A 15,035-nucleotide genomic window follows, 5' to 3' on the forward strand; every position below is an offset into this window, starting at 1 on the left:
TTTGAAGAGATTTTCGAAGAGTATAAAACCTTGAAGAGTTGCCCCTTCAAGGTTTTTCTTATACAAATAAACGGACAAAGCTGTAAAGTAGTAAGACACTACCAAGCACGATACGGTATTTACCAAAAAGGGTAAAGTCGTGTTTTTTTACATAGCTTGTCAAGAAACGAATAGCGACCATGCTGACTGCAAAGGCTACTCCCATCGCAACCAAGAGCAAGAACAATTGCCCAAAGCTCAAGAGTTGTCCTGCTTTTATAAATTTGAAAATCTTTAAGGCACTAGCTCCAAACATAACAGGAATTCCAAGATAGAAGGTAAATTCCGTCACAACAGAACGACTGGTTCCATTTAACAAACCACCGACAATAGTCGCTCCTGAACGGCTAGTTCCTGGTAAAAGGGCAAGAACTTGGAAGAGTCCGATATAGAATGCTGTCGTATAAGGAAGTTTGTCCAACTCTGTTACACTTGGCTCTATAGCACGCGCTTCATTGCGCTTTTCCAAATAGATAAAGGCAATCCCATAGATAATCAACATGAGAGCAACAGAAACCATGTTATGGAAGTGGGTATCAAACCAATCATCAAATTTAAAGACGGCAAGTAAAGGCAAAGTGGCAACCAAGACCTTCAACCACAGTCTCCAAGTCTTACGAACTTCCTGCTTATCCTTAGTCGATTTGAAAGGATTGAGCTTGTTAAAGTAAATGACCATAACCGCTAAAATAGCACCAAGCTGAATCACGACATTAAACATGGACATAAAGGCTTCATTTTGATTTTGGTATTGGATAAACTCCTCTGCTAAAATCAAGTGACCTGTACTCGAAATCGGCAACCATTCCGTAATTCCTTCAACAATCCCGAAGAAGATAGATTTTAAAATTTCAATAAGATACATAGATTACTCCTTTTTCTATCTTCCATTATAGCATACTTTTTCAGTATATGGCAGTTCTCTTTAAAAGGCACCGATACTGCCACCGCCTCCTCCTCCAGAGAAGCCACCGCCAGAACTTCCACTTCCAGAAGATACGGAATAGGTACTTGCTGTGTTTGCGACGCTGGCATAATGGCTCATTTGCGCACTTGAATGATAAAACATACTATGCCAGCCATATGCTACATAGAGATTGATATCTGGATTTTCCACTTGGATATGATGAACCTTCATCAAATGACTGACCTTGTCTGCATAGCCAAATAAAGTCGCATAAACCAAGAGGCGATTCCAGACCACAATACTTTCCAATTCAGCCTGATCCAATCGTGCAATCTCACGCAACATATTTTCAAAACTGGTCCAGAGATAGTATACTTCTGCTCCTGCTTCATTTAGGACACCATCACGATTATCTAATCGAAGCTTCCAATAATAGAAAACAGCCAAAACCAAACCTAGAAAACCAAGTATTGGCAAGAGGAGGTAAAGATAGCCATAAACATCCAAACTGTACAAGAACAAACCAAATCCGATAAATAGGGGCAAGATAGTCAAGACCCCCATACCCACTTGCAAGGCCTTTTCCCCACCAGTTAAAGGACGGTAGTAATCCGGAAGCCCCCAGAAGGTAACTCTATTTCTCACTCCTTCTTGCATCTGGTTCAATACTTCTTCAAAAGAAGATTTGAGCTGACGCCCCTTTGCTTGAATCCGTTTTTCATCAGAAACTTTTGCTCTACGATAAAGACTATCAGATACCTTGTAATCCGCAAACAAATTGGAAAGAGTTTCTTCTTTTTTGCCTGAAAAAGCCAGATTTAGACAGTCTTTCTCAAAACTTGACAAACCATCTTCTTTTACTAGCTTCAAACCAACTGCATCTCCTTCTGAAATGATAGAAACATTCCCACGGTCTATCACATCTAGCAAGGTAGCTTGAATAAGTTGGTCAAAGGTAAATTTACCTGCTCCTTTTGTTAGAGGACTCACTTCTTCCAAGGAGGTCGAGTAGACTGCTTCTGATAAAACCATAGGCTCTAATTCCATTGGTGGTTCATAGATACGATGATTTTTGGCATATTTGACGGAAGGAGTGGTCTTTCTTCTATAGATGAAATAGAAGCAAATACTCAATAACAAGGAGATAGAAAGTATCGAAGGGAAGACCCAAGTAACGAGTTGTTTACTTTGCTCTTTTTCTTTAAAAATCGAGTCTTCTATCTTATTAAACTCTTCTAAACGATTTCCTTTCAATCCCTGATCCCTAGCGCTAGCAAAATCAGTTCGAGGCCAGTAGGCATGCAATTCAACTCCCCGCTTAGGCGGAAGATTGTCTAAACGGATAGTATAATCAAGGTTACTCTTTTCAACCGTTCCCTCTCTAAAAAGTTTCCCTGTATGGAAAAAGAGTTTTTCAGCCCCCTTGTCTCCCCTTACATGAAATTCAAACTTTCCAATAGCTCCTGAACTATCTGTCAGAGGTTGCCAATTTAATTCAGCGATGTCATCATAAAGGAAAAGTAAATTCTTTAAGTTCCAAACGAGGTCAACTTCAACTGTGTCGCCTTCTTGACCTGAATTGTAGACTTTCACAGTATAACCATTCGCCTCTTCTGTCACTTCGCTAGTAACGTCTGTCAGTTCAGCACCGTTTTTCGAGGCCTGAACCTTTGGTTGAGGATCTATCTCAAATCCGCTAGGCATCTTGCCAGCACGTCCAAGTCCCACGATTTGCCCCTTAAAGTCCTCCTCAAACTGGTAAACTATCTTCTGTCTAAATTCTGCCGTATTGTCTGCATGAATATACAAATCTCCTTGATAAGAGTTTATCTTAAAATCAATGGCAAAAACCGAGAGTGGAAACATACAAAACAAACAAAATAACAGCAAGAAAAAAGTTTTTTTCATCAACTAAGTCCCCTTTTTTATCTTTGCTATCATTATATCATTTTTTCATAAGTAAGGGCTTACCTATGTTGAAAAATAGAGTTTTTTTCGATAAAATAGGAGGCAGTTATTTTTTAATAGATTAGAAATAGGAGAAATCATGAGAAAAATATACTTATCTATTTTCACAAGTCTCTTGCTGATGCTGGGACTTGTCAATGTTGCCCAAGCCGATGAATATTTACGCATCGGGATGGAAGCAGCATATGCTCCCTTTAACTGGACTCAGGATGATGATAGCAATGGGGCTGTCAAAATCGATGGGACTAACCAGTATGCTAACGGATACGATGTTCAAATCGCCAAGAAAATCGCTAAGGACTTAGGTAAAGAACCTTTGGTTGTTAAAACAAAGTGGGAAGGTCTAGTTCCTGCCCTTACTTCTGGTAAGATTGACATGATTATCGCAGGTATGAGTCCTACTGCCGAGCGCAAACAAGAGATTGCCTTTTCAAGCAGTTACTATACTAGCGAACCAGTTCTACTAGTCAAAAAAGATTCTACTTATGCAAACGCAAAATCTTTGGATGACTTTAACGGTGCGAAAATCACTTCTCAACAAGGTGTCTACCTCTACGACTTGATTACACAAATTCCGGGTGCTAAAAAAGAAACTGCCATGGGAGACTTCGCTCAAATGCGCCAAGCTCTTGAGGCTGGTGTCATCGATGCCTATGTTTCTGAACGTCCAGAAGCTCTGACTGCCGAAGCTGCTAACTCTAAGTTTAAAATGGTTCAAGTAGAACCAGGTTTCAAAACTGGAGAAGAAGATACAGCTATCGCCATCGGACTTCGTAAAGATGACAACCGTATTAGCCAAATCAATGCCAGCATTGAAACCATTTCAAAAGACGATCAAGTTGCCTTGATGGATCGTATGATCAAGGAACAACCTGCCGAAGCTACAACAACTGAAGAGACTAGCAGTAGTTTCTTTAGTCAAGTCGCTAAAATTCTTTCTGAAAACTGGCAACAACTCTTGCGTGGTGCTGGTGTCACTCTTTTAATCTCTATCGTCGGAACCATCACAGGTCTCATTATTGGACTTGCCATTGGTGTCTTCCGTACTGCTCCTCTATCTGAGAATAAAGCCATTTATGGCCTACAAAAACTAGTCGGCTGGATTCTCAATGTCTATATTGAAATCTTCCGTGGTACACCAATGATTGTTCAATCGATGGTTATCTACTATGGAACTGCCCAAGCTTTCGGTATCAACCTTGACCGTACACTGGCTGCTATCTTCATCGTTTCGATCAACACTGGTGCCTACATGACTGAAATCGTCCGTGGTGGTATCCTAGCAGTTGACAAGGGACAATTTGAAGCCGCAACTGCACTTGGTATGACTCATAACCAAACCATGCGTAAGATTGTCCTCCCTCAAGTAGTCCGTAACATCCTACCAGCAACTGGTAATGAATTTGTCATCAATATCAAAGATACATCTGTATTGAACGTTATCTCTGTTGTCGAACTTTATTTCTCAGGAAATACCGTAGCAACACAAACCTATCAATACTTCCAGACATTTACAATCATCGCCGTGATTTACTTTGTCCTCACCTTCACCGTAACACGTATCCTACGCTTCATCGAACGCCGCATGGACATGGATACCTATACTACAGGTGCTAACCAAATGCAAACGGAGGATTTGAAATAATGACACAAGCAATCCTTGAAATTAAACACCTCAAAAAATCCTATGGACAAAACGAAGTGCTAAAAGACATTTCTCTAACTGTTCACAAGGGTGAAGTTATCTCTATCATCGGAAGCTCTGGAAGCGGAAAATCAACCTTCCTACGCTCCATTAACCTACTTGAAACTCCAACTGATGGACAAATCCTTTATCATGGACAAAACGTTCTCGAAAAAGGCTATGACCTCACGCAATACCGTGAAAAGTTGGGGATGGTGTTCCAATCCTTTAACCTCTTTGAAAATCTTAACGTACTTGAAAACACAATTGTCGCTCAGACGACTGTCCTTAAACGCGAACGTACAGAAGCTGAAAAGATTGCCAAAGAAAACCTTGAAAAGGTCGGCATGGGAGAACGCTACTGGCAAGCAAAACCGAAACAACTCTCAGGTGGTCAAAAACAACGTGTAGCCATCGCTCGTGCCCTCTCCATGAATCCGGACGCCATTCTCTTTGATGAACCAACATCAGCTCTCGATCCAGAAATGGTTGGAGAAGTCCTCAAAATCATGCAAGATTTGGCTCAGGAAGGCTTGACCATGATTGTTGTAACCCACGAAATGGAATTCGCCCGTGATGTCTCTCATCGTGTTATCTTTATGGATAAGGGTGTGATTGCTGAAGAAGGCAAACCAGAAGACCTCTTCACTAATCCTAAAGAAGACCGTACAAAAGAATTCCTTCAACGCTATCTCAAATAAAAAGAAAAGGCTGCATCAACCGTGCAGTCTTTTTACTAGCCAAAAAATGAAAAGGCAGACCCTATTCAAGAATCCGCCATTATCCAAAGATTAATCTTCAAATTTTTCATGATTTTTTTCATAGAAATCAATTAAACCTAGAGCTGTTTCAAATGAAATATTTTTTACTTTTGCACGACCCTGCGCTAGAGCAATGATAGACATTTCACGCGCATTCGTTTCTTTAGAGATACGGTAGCCTGTGATCTTCTTATCACGAACCCAGCCAACAACTGATTCTACTTTTTCAAAGTTTGACTTAGCCATGTCCTTCTCCTATTTTCTTCTTTACGATATTTAATTGTATACGTTTTTATGTGTTTTGTCAATAAAAAAACATATATTCAATAAAATTAATGATTTATTTTTCTGTTACTATCTTATTAAAGCCGATAATATATAGGTTTTTACTTACTATAAACCATTAGTAAATACCTTTAAAATAATTGTATTATTAACTCTTTTGTTTGTAAAAATATTCATAATTTACAAATGCCAGTTCGGGATAGGTTAGACAGGTTTTATCTTCAACTTTATTCTATTTATCCAACTTTAAAACAATACTTCTAATAGTGAAAGACTTTCTCTCCACACTATTACTAACTATTATTTCTCTTCTCCTTCTTTGATATTCTTCCTGCCTTTATAAGCACTTTTCACTTGATCAACTGGTACTATTTATTTACTTTATCAATATTCCTTTTTATTTCTTCAAACCTATAAAAAGATGAGTCGTTAGGAGACAATAGTATCCTATCTTCTAACATTTTCCACTGTTTTTATCTTCTTAGTATCTTATCACTCTTCTCAGTTAACTCAGTATAAGGTTTCTCATTAGTATTGATTATTTTTTCTAATTCCTATTATATTTAACCAAATTTCAGATTAGACATATATAAAATAGTGGATTCTAAAAATACTCCTTATATATAACAAGTAATTTTACTCTCTTACTATAAACTGAATCAAAAAATAATAGGTACTATAATGACTTGTGATAGAAATAGCGTAATCGATTTCCTAAGTCCATAGGAATCGCCCCCTTTCTTCACCCTCATTATAGCACCTATACATCAGTTGTGCAAATAATATGATATTTTTTTATTAGTCCTCAGACAAGCATATTATAGAGCGTTTCATTACCATTTAAGTTAATATAAGATGGATCAAAACCTTCCATTCGACGAATCAAGCCTGCATAATCATGCTTATCTGCCAAGGCAATCCCAATTAATACTGGTCCTGTCCCCTTGCTAGCTCGCTTAATATACTCAAAACGTGTGATATCATCATTTGGCCCCAAGATATCATTTACAAACTCACGCAAGGCCCCTGGACGCTGTGGAAAATTAACCACAAAGTAATGCTTGATCCCATCATAAATCAAGGCGCGCTCTTCCATTTCTGGCATACGGTTGATATCATTATTTCCTCCAGAAATGATACAACAAATGGTTTTCCCCTTGATATATTCAGCCAAAACCTCTAAAGAGGCGATACTAGCCGCTCCAGCAGGTTCTGCGACAATCCCTTGCTTAGAGTAAAGGTCAATCAATGTTTCAGAAATCAGTCCCTCATCGACACCTACTAAGGTTTGAACATGTTGACGAGTTGCTTCATAGGTCAATTGACCTACCTTTTGTACAGCAATCCCATCCGCAAATTTGTCAATTTCTTTGAGTTTAACAGGTCCACCAGCTTCAAAGGCGGCCTTCATGGAACGTGCCCCATTAGCCTCTACTCCGATAACTTCAATTTCTGGACTTGTTTCCTTGATATAGGTAGAAACCCCAGCAATGAGACCACCACCTCCAACAGGAACTAAGACAGCATCAAAATCAATCGATTCTTTTCGAGCTTCTTCTAAAATCTCATAAGCAACTGTTCCTTGACCTGCCTGAACATGGGCATCATCAAAAGGATCAATAAAAGTACGATTTTCAGAAACTGTAAATTCTTGAGCTGCTTTGGCTGAGGCATCAAAAGTATCTCCAACTAATTTAATAGTCACGAAGTCCCCACCAAAAAAGCGAACTTGTCCAATTTTTTGTTGCGGAGTTGTAATTGGCATAAAAATAGTAGCAGGAATTTTCATCTCATTACAAGTATAGGCAACTCCCTGCGCATGATTCCCCGCAGAAGCACAGACTACCCCACGCTCACGCTCTTCCTTGCTGAGCTGCGAAATGGCATAATAGGCACCACGGATCTTAAAAGAACGAACACGTTGAGCATTTTCCTTTTTCAAATAAATCTTAGCACCATACTTCTCCGATAAATAATGGTCATAATCCAGTGGTGTATTAACGACCACACCATTCAAGACCTTATGAGCCTTGATTATATCTTTTGAACTTAACATCATTTTCTCCTAGACTATTTCATACTTATCTCAATCCATCCTTTTAAAAAGAGATGAATTGATTATAAAAGCGAGTTAGTCCCCCAACTCGCCTTCACCTTAATTTCTATCAATTAGTTATAGATTTTAAATGCATCATCGTCATTTTTACCAACGAATGGCATTGCTTTACGCAATTCTGCACCAACTTTTTCAATTTCAAGGTTAGCTGCTTGTTCACGGTAAGCAGTCAATTTTGGACGTCCAGCTTTATAGTCATTTACAAAGTCATTTGCAAATTTACCATTTTGGATGTCTGCCAAAACAGCTTTCATGTTTTCTTTAACTTGCTCAGTAATTACACGTGGACCTGATACATAGTCACCGTACTCAGCAGTGTTTGAAATTGATTGACGCATTTTCTTGAATCCACCTTCGTAGATCAAGTCGACGATCAATTTCATTTCGTGAAGAACTTCAAAGTAAGCCAATTCTGGAGCGTAACCTGCTTCTGTCAAGACTTCGAAACCTGCTTCGATAAGGGCAGTCAAACCACCACAAAGTACAGCTTGTTCACCAAACAAATCTTCTTCAGTTTCTTCTTTGTAAGTTGTTTCAAGAAGACCAACACGTGCTGCTCCAACACCTTTACACCAGTCCATGGCAATGTTTTTCGCATTTCCTGTTGCATCTTGGTATACTGCGTAAAGAGCTGGAACTCCAAATCCTTCTTCATAAGTACGACGTACCAAGTGTCCTGGTCCTTTAGGAGCACACATGAAGACATCTACATCTGCAGGTACTTTGATAAATTCAAAGTGAATGTTGAAACCATGAGCAAATCCAACTGCGTTTCCAGCTTCCAAGTTTGGAGCGATTTCTGCTTCGTACAATTCTTGTTGGATTTCGTCTGGTGCCAAAATCATGATAACATCAGCCAATTTAGTAGCTTCTGCTACTGTGTAAGTGTCAAATCCATCTTCTTTTGCTTTGTCAAAAGATTTACCTGGACGTACACCGATGATGACATCACGACCTGAGTCACGCAAGTTTTGAGCATGCGCATGTCCTTGTGAACCATAACCGATAACGGCGATTTTTTTACCGTCAAGTGCTGCTACTTTAACATCTTTTTCATATTCCATTTGAACTGCCATAGTTTTTTCTCTCTTTTCTATTATTTATTGCCTTTTAGGCTGGATTAACAAATTTAAAATATTTTTATACTCTATGAAAATCAAAGAGCAAATTAGGAAGCTAGCCGCAGGCTGTACTTGAGTACGGCAAGGCAAAGCTGACGTGATTTGAAGAGATTTTCGAAGAGTATTAATCGCGGGTAAATCCAGTTGCACCAGTTCGAGCAATATTGCGAATACCGTATGGTCGAATGACTCGCAACAGAGCTTCACTCTTTTCAGCATTTCCTGTCATCTGAATGGTAATCGAGCTTGGTGCTACGTCTACAACTGTTGCACGGAAAGGTTGAATAATCGCTAGAATCTCAGCTCGCTTCTCAGCTGGCGCTGACATCTTAACCAAAATTACCTCGCGCTCCAAATGAGGCTTGTCTGTAATATCTCGAATGCGAATCACATCAATTTGACGATTGAGCTGTTTGATAATTTGCTCCACCTCATCATGTGAAGCTACATCAATAATAACGGTGATACGAGATACATTCGGATCTTCTGTTGCTCCAACAGAGATGCTTTCGATATTAACCTGACGACGAGATAGGACACCTGTAAAGCGATTGAGGACTCCTGATCGATTCTGTAGTTTTGCTGTTAACATTCTACGCATGGAACTTCACCCCCAACATCTCATGATTACTCTTACCAGCTGGTACCATTGGTAACACCTGTTCCTTACGAGAAATATCTACCTCGATTAGCATAGGAACATCCTCAGTGATGACTTCAAGGTCTTGGGCCAAGGTCTCAGGATTGTCAAACTTATAGTTTTTAATTCCATAAGCTTGTGCCATCAATTGAAAATCAGGAAGAGTATCAAAGACCGACTCAGATGTTCTACCTTCATAGAAGGATTCCTGCCACTGGCGAACCATTCCAAGCGAGTGGTTGTTCAGCATAACCACCTTGATTGGCACCTTGTAAATGTTCAAAATAGCCAATTCCTGGTTAGTCATTTGGAAACCGCCATCCCCAACAAACAAGACTACTTCCTTATCTGGATTAGCAATTTTAGCTCCGATTGCTGCTGGAATTCCAAATCCCATCGTTCCCAAACCACCTGAAGTCACTAACTGACGTTCATTTTGGTAGGGATAATACTGAGCTGTCCACATTTGGTGTTGACCAACGTCTGTTACCACAATAGCATCTCCGTTAGTTAATTCACCAATTCGTTCAATAACAGCTTGCGGTTGAACTACACGCTCTTTCTTATCGTAAGAACGAACGCGGTTCTTGTCTTTAGTGACTTTCTCAATCCATTTCTCAGTATTGTTATGAACTGTCGGTTCAGCCAGCAACATTTGCAAAGCTTTCTTAGCATCTCCAACTACAGGAATATCTGCACTGATAATCTTGCCAATCTCGGCTGGGTCAATATCAATATGAGCAACCTTAGCATTCTTAGCGAAGGTCTTAGGATTCCCCGTCAAGCGGTCATCGAAACGACAACCAATACTAATCATAAAATCAGCTTCCGTCATGGCAATATTAGCTGCGAATGACCCGTGCATGCCTCCCATTCCAAGGAAGAGTGGATGACTCGTTGCAATCGTTCCTTGTCCCAAAAGACTGGTTACCACTGGAATTTGATAGCGTTCTGCAAATTCATTTAATTCTGCAGCTGCTTCAGCATAACTAATCCCACCACCAGCAAGCAAGACTGGCTTTTTAGCCTTGGATAATTGCTTCAAGATTTTCTTGATTTGCATATCATTTGGCTCAAGAGTTGGCTGATAGCTTGGTAGGTTCACTTCTGGTGAATAAATGAAGTCTGTTTCTAAAGCAGATACGTCTTTAGGTAGGTCAATGACAACTGGCCCTGGACGGCCTGTAGTCGCGATATGGACAGCTTCCGTAATGATTCGAGGGATATCAGCTGTCTCCCGAACTTGGTAATTGTACTTAGTGATTGGCATGGTAATTCCCACAATGTCTGCCTCCTGAAAGGCATCCTTCCCAATCCCAGCTCGCGCCACCTGACCTGTAAAGACCAAAAGGGGAACACTGTCGCTCATGGCATCCGCAATCCCTGTAATAGCATTTGTTGCTCCCGGTCCGCTAGTGACGACGGCAACACCCAACTTTCCAGTTGATTTGGCATAACCTTCAGCTTCATGCAGACAACCTTGCTCATGGCGTCCTAGAATGTGGCGAATGCCTTTAAAATTATATATCGCATCATAAAAAGGCAAGACTGCACCACCAGGATAACCAAAGATGGTATCAATTCCTAAATCACGAAGTGTTTCCAAAACTAGATCCGACCCCGTCTTAGGAGATTCTAAACTGATTTTCTCCATTGTTCCCCTTTCTCTTCTCTTAAAAATAACTTGTTACTATCATACCATTTTTTCAAAATTTTTCAAGAGAAAAGAAGAAATTTTCTGAATTTTCTATTTTAAAGTTTATTTATGAATGTTATTTTTGTTTTTATAAAAAAGATACCGATTTCATTTACTAAAAAAGAAAAAAGAACTGATTTCTCAGTCCTTCATTAATCTTATTCTACACTAAATAGGTATGGGTAAACAGGTTGTTGACCTTGGTGAATCTCGACTTCAACGTCTTCGAATTCTTCTGCGATTTCTTGAGCAATTTCATTAGCAAGTTCTTCGCTTCCATCTTCACCAACATAGAAGGTTACGATTTCACTATCTTCATCCAACATATGTTTCAATGTTTCTGTCAAGGTTTGGTGCATGTCAGGGTTTGACACGAGGATTTTTCCATCCACCATACCAAGATTATCGTTTTCATGGATTTCTAAGCCATCAATGGTTGTATCACGAACAGCTGTTGTAACGCTTCCGCTAACGACATCGCTAAGAGCAGCTGTCATACGCTCTTGGTTTTCTTCGATGGACTTGCTTGGATCAAAGGCAAGAAGACTTGTCAAACCTTGAGGAAGAGTACGAGCTTCTACCACTACTGCTGGTTGCTCCAAAACTTCTGCTGCAGATTGAGCTGCCATGAAGATATTCTTGTTATTTGGCAGGAAGATAATGTTACGAGCGTTGACCTGTTCAACAGCCTTGATAAAGTCTTCAGTTGAAGGGTTCATAGTTTGACCGCCTTCAATAACATAATCCACACCTTGAGAACGGAAGATATCTGCTAGACCTTTACCAGCCACCACAGCAATCAAAGCATATTCTTTTTCTTCAGCTGGTTTGCTAACTTGAGCAACTTCTTTCTCAACCTGTGCTTCGTGTTGGTTACGCATATTGTCAACTTTTACCTTGACCAAGCTACCATATTTGAGACCTTCTTGCATAACAAGTCCTGGATCTTCTGTATGGACATGGACTTTAACAATTTCATCATCGTTAACAACGAGGAGAGAGTCTCCAAGCTCATTCAAGTAGTTACGGAATTCGTCGTAGTCAAAATCTTTGGCATAGGTTGGACCTTGCTTAAGAGCTACCATGATTTCAGTACAATAACCAAAGGTAATGTCCTCAGTCGCTACATGACCAGCTACAGACTTGTGGTGTTCTGCATTGATCATTTCACTCATGTTGGCCGGAGTCGCTACAAAGTCCTCAGATGCGATATATTCGCCAGTAAGGGCTGAAAGGAAACCTTCGTAGATAAAGACCAGTCCTTGACCACCTGAATCCACAACGCCAACTTCCTTCAAGACTGGAAGCATATCTGGCGTTTTAGCTAGAGCGGTTTTAGCACCTTCTAAGGCTGCACGCATGACTTCAACAGCGTCATCTGTCTGCTCAGCTTTTTTCTTAGCACCGATAGCAGCCCCACGAGAAACTGTCAAAATCGTTCCTTCAACTGGTTTCATCACTGCCTTATAGGCAACTTCTACACCTGATTGGAAGGCAAGGGCCAAGTCTTGACCTGTTAACTCGTCTTTATCCTTGATAGCTTGTGAAAATCCACGGAAAAGCTGAGACGTAATAACGCCTGAGTTTCCACGCGCACCCATCAAAAGACCTTTGGCAAGAATGCTCGCTACCTCGCCAACTGTAGAAGCTGGCTTGTCTGCAACTTCTTTAGCTCCATTTTCAATGGTCATTCCCATGTTTGTTCCAGTATCTCCATCTGGAACTGGAAAGACGTTTAATGAATTGACATATTCAGCTTGCTTATTCAAGCGAGTTGATGCAGCCTGCACCATTTCTTGAAATAAGCTAGTAGTAATTTTTGACACGGTTATTCTCCTACAACTTTGATATTTTGAATGTAGACATTTACAGTCTGAGCAGTAATTCCAAGTTGGTTTTCCAAACTAAAACGAACACGCTCTTGAATGTTTTTTGACACTTCGCTAATCTTTGTTCCGTAGCTCAACACGGTATATACATCAACTGCAATACTGCCATCTTCGGCCGCCTTTACGACGACACCTTTAGAATAATTTTCCTTACCTAGAAGGGCTTGGAAATTATCTTTGAGGGCATTTTTACTAGCCATACCGACCACACCAAAAATTTCAGTTGCTGCTCCACCTACGACGGTTGCAATCACTTCATCTGTTAGTTCGATTTGACCATCTTTTGTATTAATTTTTACAGTCATCCTTTTTACCTCAACTAGTTGATACTCTATTTTATCATATTTCAGCCCAAGTGTAAAAGCAGAATACTGTATCAGCGGATATTTACTCTATTTTTCAAATGATTTTATATCTACAGTAAAAGAAAAAAGACCCTAAGGTCTCCTTACTTTTATTATTAAACGCGTTCAACTTTACCTGATTTCAAAGCACGAGCTGAAGCCCAAACTTTTTTAGGTTTACCATCGATAAGAACAGTAACTTTTTGAAGGTTTGGTTTTACGGCACGTTTTGTTTGGTTCATCGCGTGTGAACGGTTGTTTCCTGATACAGTCTTACGACCTGTAAAGTAACATACTTTAGCCATTTGTGTTTTCCTCCTATTAGATCTAATATAGCGGATGTGCTAGCACCACATACTGTACTATGTTATCACACTTTCTTCATTTTTGCAAGGGAATTGGAAGATTTTTTTATTTAACGTAGACAATTCCCAACTTCCCAAAGGCCACATCTCCACGGATAATCAAAGTTTTGCTGGTTGGCGCTAGAGGAGTATCTGCCTTGGCTACGCCACAGAAAGTTTCTACCTTTAAATCAACTCCCCAATGTTTAGGAACATAGATAACTGCATTCCCAAAACCGACTTCCACTTTCAGAGTTGCGCTATCTCCTAAAATCTCTGCATTGTCATAATATATCTTGGCATTTCCAAAACCAACTTCTACTTGGTCGTCTACCAATTCTTGATTTTGCTTGTAGAAAGTCCCAGTCCCAAAAGCAACTTCCTTATCTGTAAGAATGGTCTTTTTACCATCATACCACCATTTTTTCCCATTCCAAGTTCTGTTAGAATGAGTGAGTGCGCTGACACCCATTACGATTAAAATACTTGCCCAGAACAATGACTGATTGGGAATTGGTAAAATGCCATAAAAGTGGTTAGCAATCATTAAGGCTACTAGAGCTGTAAAAGAGGCTGAAGTTAAGTGACGACGCAACAAAGCTCCAACTGATTGATAGGCAAAAAATGCAATACCAAGCAAGGGCCAAATTTGCCCACCGAATGAAGGGATTCCAAAATTTCCTTGTAATAATATTAAAGCTGCCAATACTAGCAACACAATACCAAATGCTTTCTTTTTCATGTTCTTACCTCATGTTTCTTAGATTTTCTTTTAGGAGGGATTGGTAATGTCGTGAGACATGAACCTCCTTGTGGGTCTGATAAAAGGAAATGGTGCCCGTTCCTGAAAAGGACTTGTCCACCGAGTAAACTTGCCGAATATTAGCAATGGTCGACTTGGATACTCGACTGAAATAACGGGGCAGGATAGACTCTAACTCATAGAGTTTAAGTCGAACCTCGTAGGCATCTTTCTGGGTATGGGCGTAAATCTTGTTCCCCTCTGTTTCAAAGAAAAGAATTTCCGACAAGTCCAGATAATATTCACCCGTCCCCTTGTAAAAAATCAACCTAGGAGACTTGGATTCTTGCAAGAGGCGCTGTAAATCCGCAATCTCATCTGTCAAAGCCGCTGCCTTGATGACAATTTCAGTTTCCTCTAAATTGCTGTCAATTTCGATTCGTAACTTCATTCCATATCCTTTCTGACTCTACTATATCAAAGCCAAAATAAGAAAACA

14 protein-coding genes are annotated in these 15,035 nt (G+C 39.9%); 2 read left to right on the plus strand and 12 right to left on the minus strand.

Going from position 1 to position 15,035, the window contains the following annotated elements; genetic code table 11:
• Positions 1–58: 58 nt before the first annotated feature.
• Both ADG81_RS00110 and ADG81_RS00115 read right to left on the minus strand, forming a co-directional pair.
• Positions 59–904, minus strand: a complete 846-nt coding sequence (locus ADG81_RS00110; protein ID WP_000280780.1) for an undecaprenyl-diphosphate phosphatase — start codon at positions 902–904, stop codon at positions 59–61.
• A 60-nt stretch (positions 905–964) separates the two neighbouring features.
• Complete coding sequence (locus ADG81_RS00115; RefSeq protein WP_049550551.1) at positions 965–2,854, minus strand: DUF2207 domain-containing protein; 1,890 nt, start codon at positions 2,852–2,854, stop codon at positions 965–967.
• A 139-nt stretch (positions 2,855–2,993) separates the two neighbouring features.
• On the opposite strand from ADG81_RS00115, the gene ADG81_RS00120 reads away from it, so the two are divergent.
• Both ADG81_RS00120 and ADG81_RS00125 read left to right on the plus strand, forming a co-directional pair.
• Positions 2,994–4,559, plus strand: coding sequence for an ABC transporter substrate-binding protein/permease (locus ADG81_RS00120; RefSeq protein WP_049550552.1), 1,566 nt, complete (start codon positions 2,994–2,996; stop codon positions 4,557–4,559).
• Positions 4,559–5,299, plus strand: a complete 741-nt coding sequence (locus ADG81_RS00125) for an amino acid ABC transporter ATP-binding protein (RefSeq protein ID WP_000189477.1) — start codon at positions 4,559–4,561, stop codon at positions 5,297–5,299. The genes ADG81_RS00120 and ADG81_RS00125 overlap by 1 nt, the downstream gene beginning before the upstream one ends.
• Positions 5,300–5,389: 90 nt before the next feature.
• Here ADG81_RS00125 and ADG81_RS00130 read toward each other — a convergent pair whose 3' ends face one another.
• The 10 genes from ADG81_RS00130 to ADG81_RS00175 all read right to left on the minus strand — a co-directional run bounded on the left by ADG81_RS00130 (position 5,390) and on the right by ADG81_RS00175 (position 14,987).
• A complete protein-coding gene (locus ADG81_RS00130; RefSeq protein WP_001130036.1) occupies positions 5,390–5,605 on the minus strand; it encodes a hypothetical protein in 216 nt (71 codons plus the stop codon).
• Positions 5,606–6,449: 844 nt separating this feature from the next.
• Complete coding sequence (gene ilvA, locus ADG81_RS00135; protein WP_000952976.1) at positions 6,450–7,700, minus strand: threonine ammonia-lyase IlvA; 1,251 nt, start codon at positions 7,698–7,700, stop codon at positions 6,450–6,452.
• Between the two features lie 113 nt (positions 7,701–7,813).
• On the minus strand, positions 7,814–8,836 hold the full coding sequence (ilvC, locus tag ADG81_RS00140; RefSeq protein ID WP_000290683.1) for a ketol-acid reductoisomerase: 1,023 nt from the start codon (positions 8,834–8,836) through the stop codon (positions 7,814–7,816).
• Positions 8,837–9,005: 169 nt separating this feature from the next.
• Positions 9,006–9,482 carry an acetolactate synthase small subunit gene (gene ilvN, locus ADG81_RS00145; RefSeq protein ID WP_020902727.1) on the minus strand — a complete coding sequence of 159 codons (477 nt, stop codon included), beginning with the start codon at positions 9,480–9,482 and terminating at the stop codon, positions 9,006–9,008.
• Positions 9,475–11,175: an acetolactate synthase large subunit gene (locus tag ADG81_RS00150; RefSeq protein ID WP_000411735.1), complete on the minus strand. Its 1,701-nt coding sequence runs from the start codon at positions 11,173–11,175 to the stop codon at positions 9,475–9,477. The genes ilvN and ADG81_RS00150 overlap by 8 nt, the downstream gene beginning before the upstream one ends.
• 200 nt (positions 11,176–11,375) lie before the next feature.
• Positions 11,376–13,043, minus strand: coding sequence for a DAK2 domain-containing protein (locus tag ADG81_RS00155; RefSeq protein ID WP_020902726.1), 1,668 nt, complete (start codon positions 13,041–13,043; stop codon positions 11,376–11,378).
• Between the two features lie 2 nt (positions 13,044–13,045).
• Positions 13,046–13,411 carry an Asp23/Gls24 family envelope stress response protein gene (locus tag ADG81_RS00160; RefSeq protein WP_000216437.1) on the minus strand — a complete coding sequence of 122 codons (366 nt, stop codon included), beginning with the start codon at positions 13,409–13,411 and terminating at the stop codon, positions 13,046–13,048.
• 155 nt (positions 13,412–13,566) lie between these two features.
• Entirely contained in the window at positions 13,567–13,755 is a 189-nt protein-coding gene (gene rpmB, locus ADG81_RS00165) for a 50S ribosomal protein L28 (RefSeq protein ID WP_001140948.1), read from the minus strand.
• 106 nt (positions 13,756–13,861) lie between these two features.
• Entirely contained in the window at positions 13,862–14,536 is a 675-nt protein-coding gene (locus tag ADG81_RS00170) for a LiaF transmembrane domain-containing protein (protein ID WP_020902725.1), read from the minus strand.
• A 4-nt stretch (positions 14,537–14,540) separates the two neighbouring features.
• The gene (locus tag ADG81_RS00175) at positions 14,541–14,987 is read right to left on the minus strand and encodes a LytTR family DNA-binding domain-containing protein (protein ID WP_020901878.1); all 447 of its coding nucleotides are present in this window, start codon (positions 14,985–14,987) and stop codon (positions 14,541–14,543) included.
• Positions 14,988–15,035 lie beyond the last annotated feature (48 nt).

The organism is Streptococcus pseudopneumoniae, assembly GCF_001070815.1.
Classification (GTDB): Bacteria; Bacillota; Bacilli; order Lactobacillales; family Streptococcaceae; genus Streptococcus; species Streptococcus pseudopneumoniae_P.

Coding starts and splice junctions, on each gene's coding strand:
- ADG81_RS00160 (WP_000216437.1), bottom strand. CDS start 13,411: ATGACTGTAAAAATTAATACAAAAGATGGTCAAATCGAACTAACAGAT.
- ilvA (WP_000952976.1), bottom strand. CDS start 7,700: ATGTTAAGTTCAAAAGATATAATCAAGGCTCATAAGGTCTTGAATGGT.
- ADG81_RS00110 (WP_000280780.1), bottom strand. CDS start 904: ATGTATCTTATTGAAATTTTAAAATCTATCTTCTTCGGGATTGTTGAA.
- rpmB (WP_001140948.1), bottom strand. CDS start 13,755: ATGGCTAAAGTATGTTACTTTACAGGTCGTAAGACTGTATCAGGAAAC.
- ADG81_RS00175 (WP_020901878.1), bottom strand. CDS start 14,987: ATGAAGTTACGAATCGAAATTGACAGCAATTTAGAGGAAACTGAAATT.
- ADG81_RS00125 (WP_000189477.1), top strand. CDS start 4,559: ATGACACAAGCAATCCTTGAAATTAAACACCTCAAAAAATCCTATGGA.
- ADG81_RS00120 (WP_049550552.1), top strand. CDS start 2,994: ATGAGAAAAATATACTTATCTATTTTCACAAGTCTCTTGCTGATGCTG.
- ilvN (WP_020902727.1), bottom strand. CDS start 9,482: ATGCGTAGAATGTTAACAGCAAAACTACAGAATCGATCAGGAGTCCTC.
- ADG81_RS00170 (WP_020902725.1), bottom strand. CDS start 14,536: ATGAAAAAGAAAGCATTTGGTATTGTGTTGCTAGTATTGGCAGCTTTA.
- ADG81_RS00150 (WP_000411735.1), bottom strand. CDS start 11,175: ATGGAGAAAATCAGTTTAGAATCTCCTAAGACGGGGTCGGATCTAGTT.
- ADG81_RS00115 (WP_049550551.1), bottom strand. CDS start 2,854: ATGAAAAAAACTTTTTTCTTGCTGTTATTTTGTTTGTTTTGTATGTTT.
- ilvC (WP_000290683.1), bottom strand. CDS start 8,836: ATGGCAGTTCAAATGGAATATGAAAAAGATGTTAAAGTAGCAGCACTT.
- ADG81_RS00130 (WP_001130036.1), bottom strand. CDS start 5,605: ATGGCTAAGTCAAACTTTGAAAAAGTAGAATCAGTTGTTGGCTGGGTT.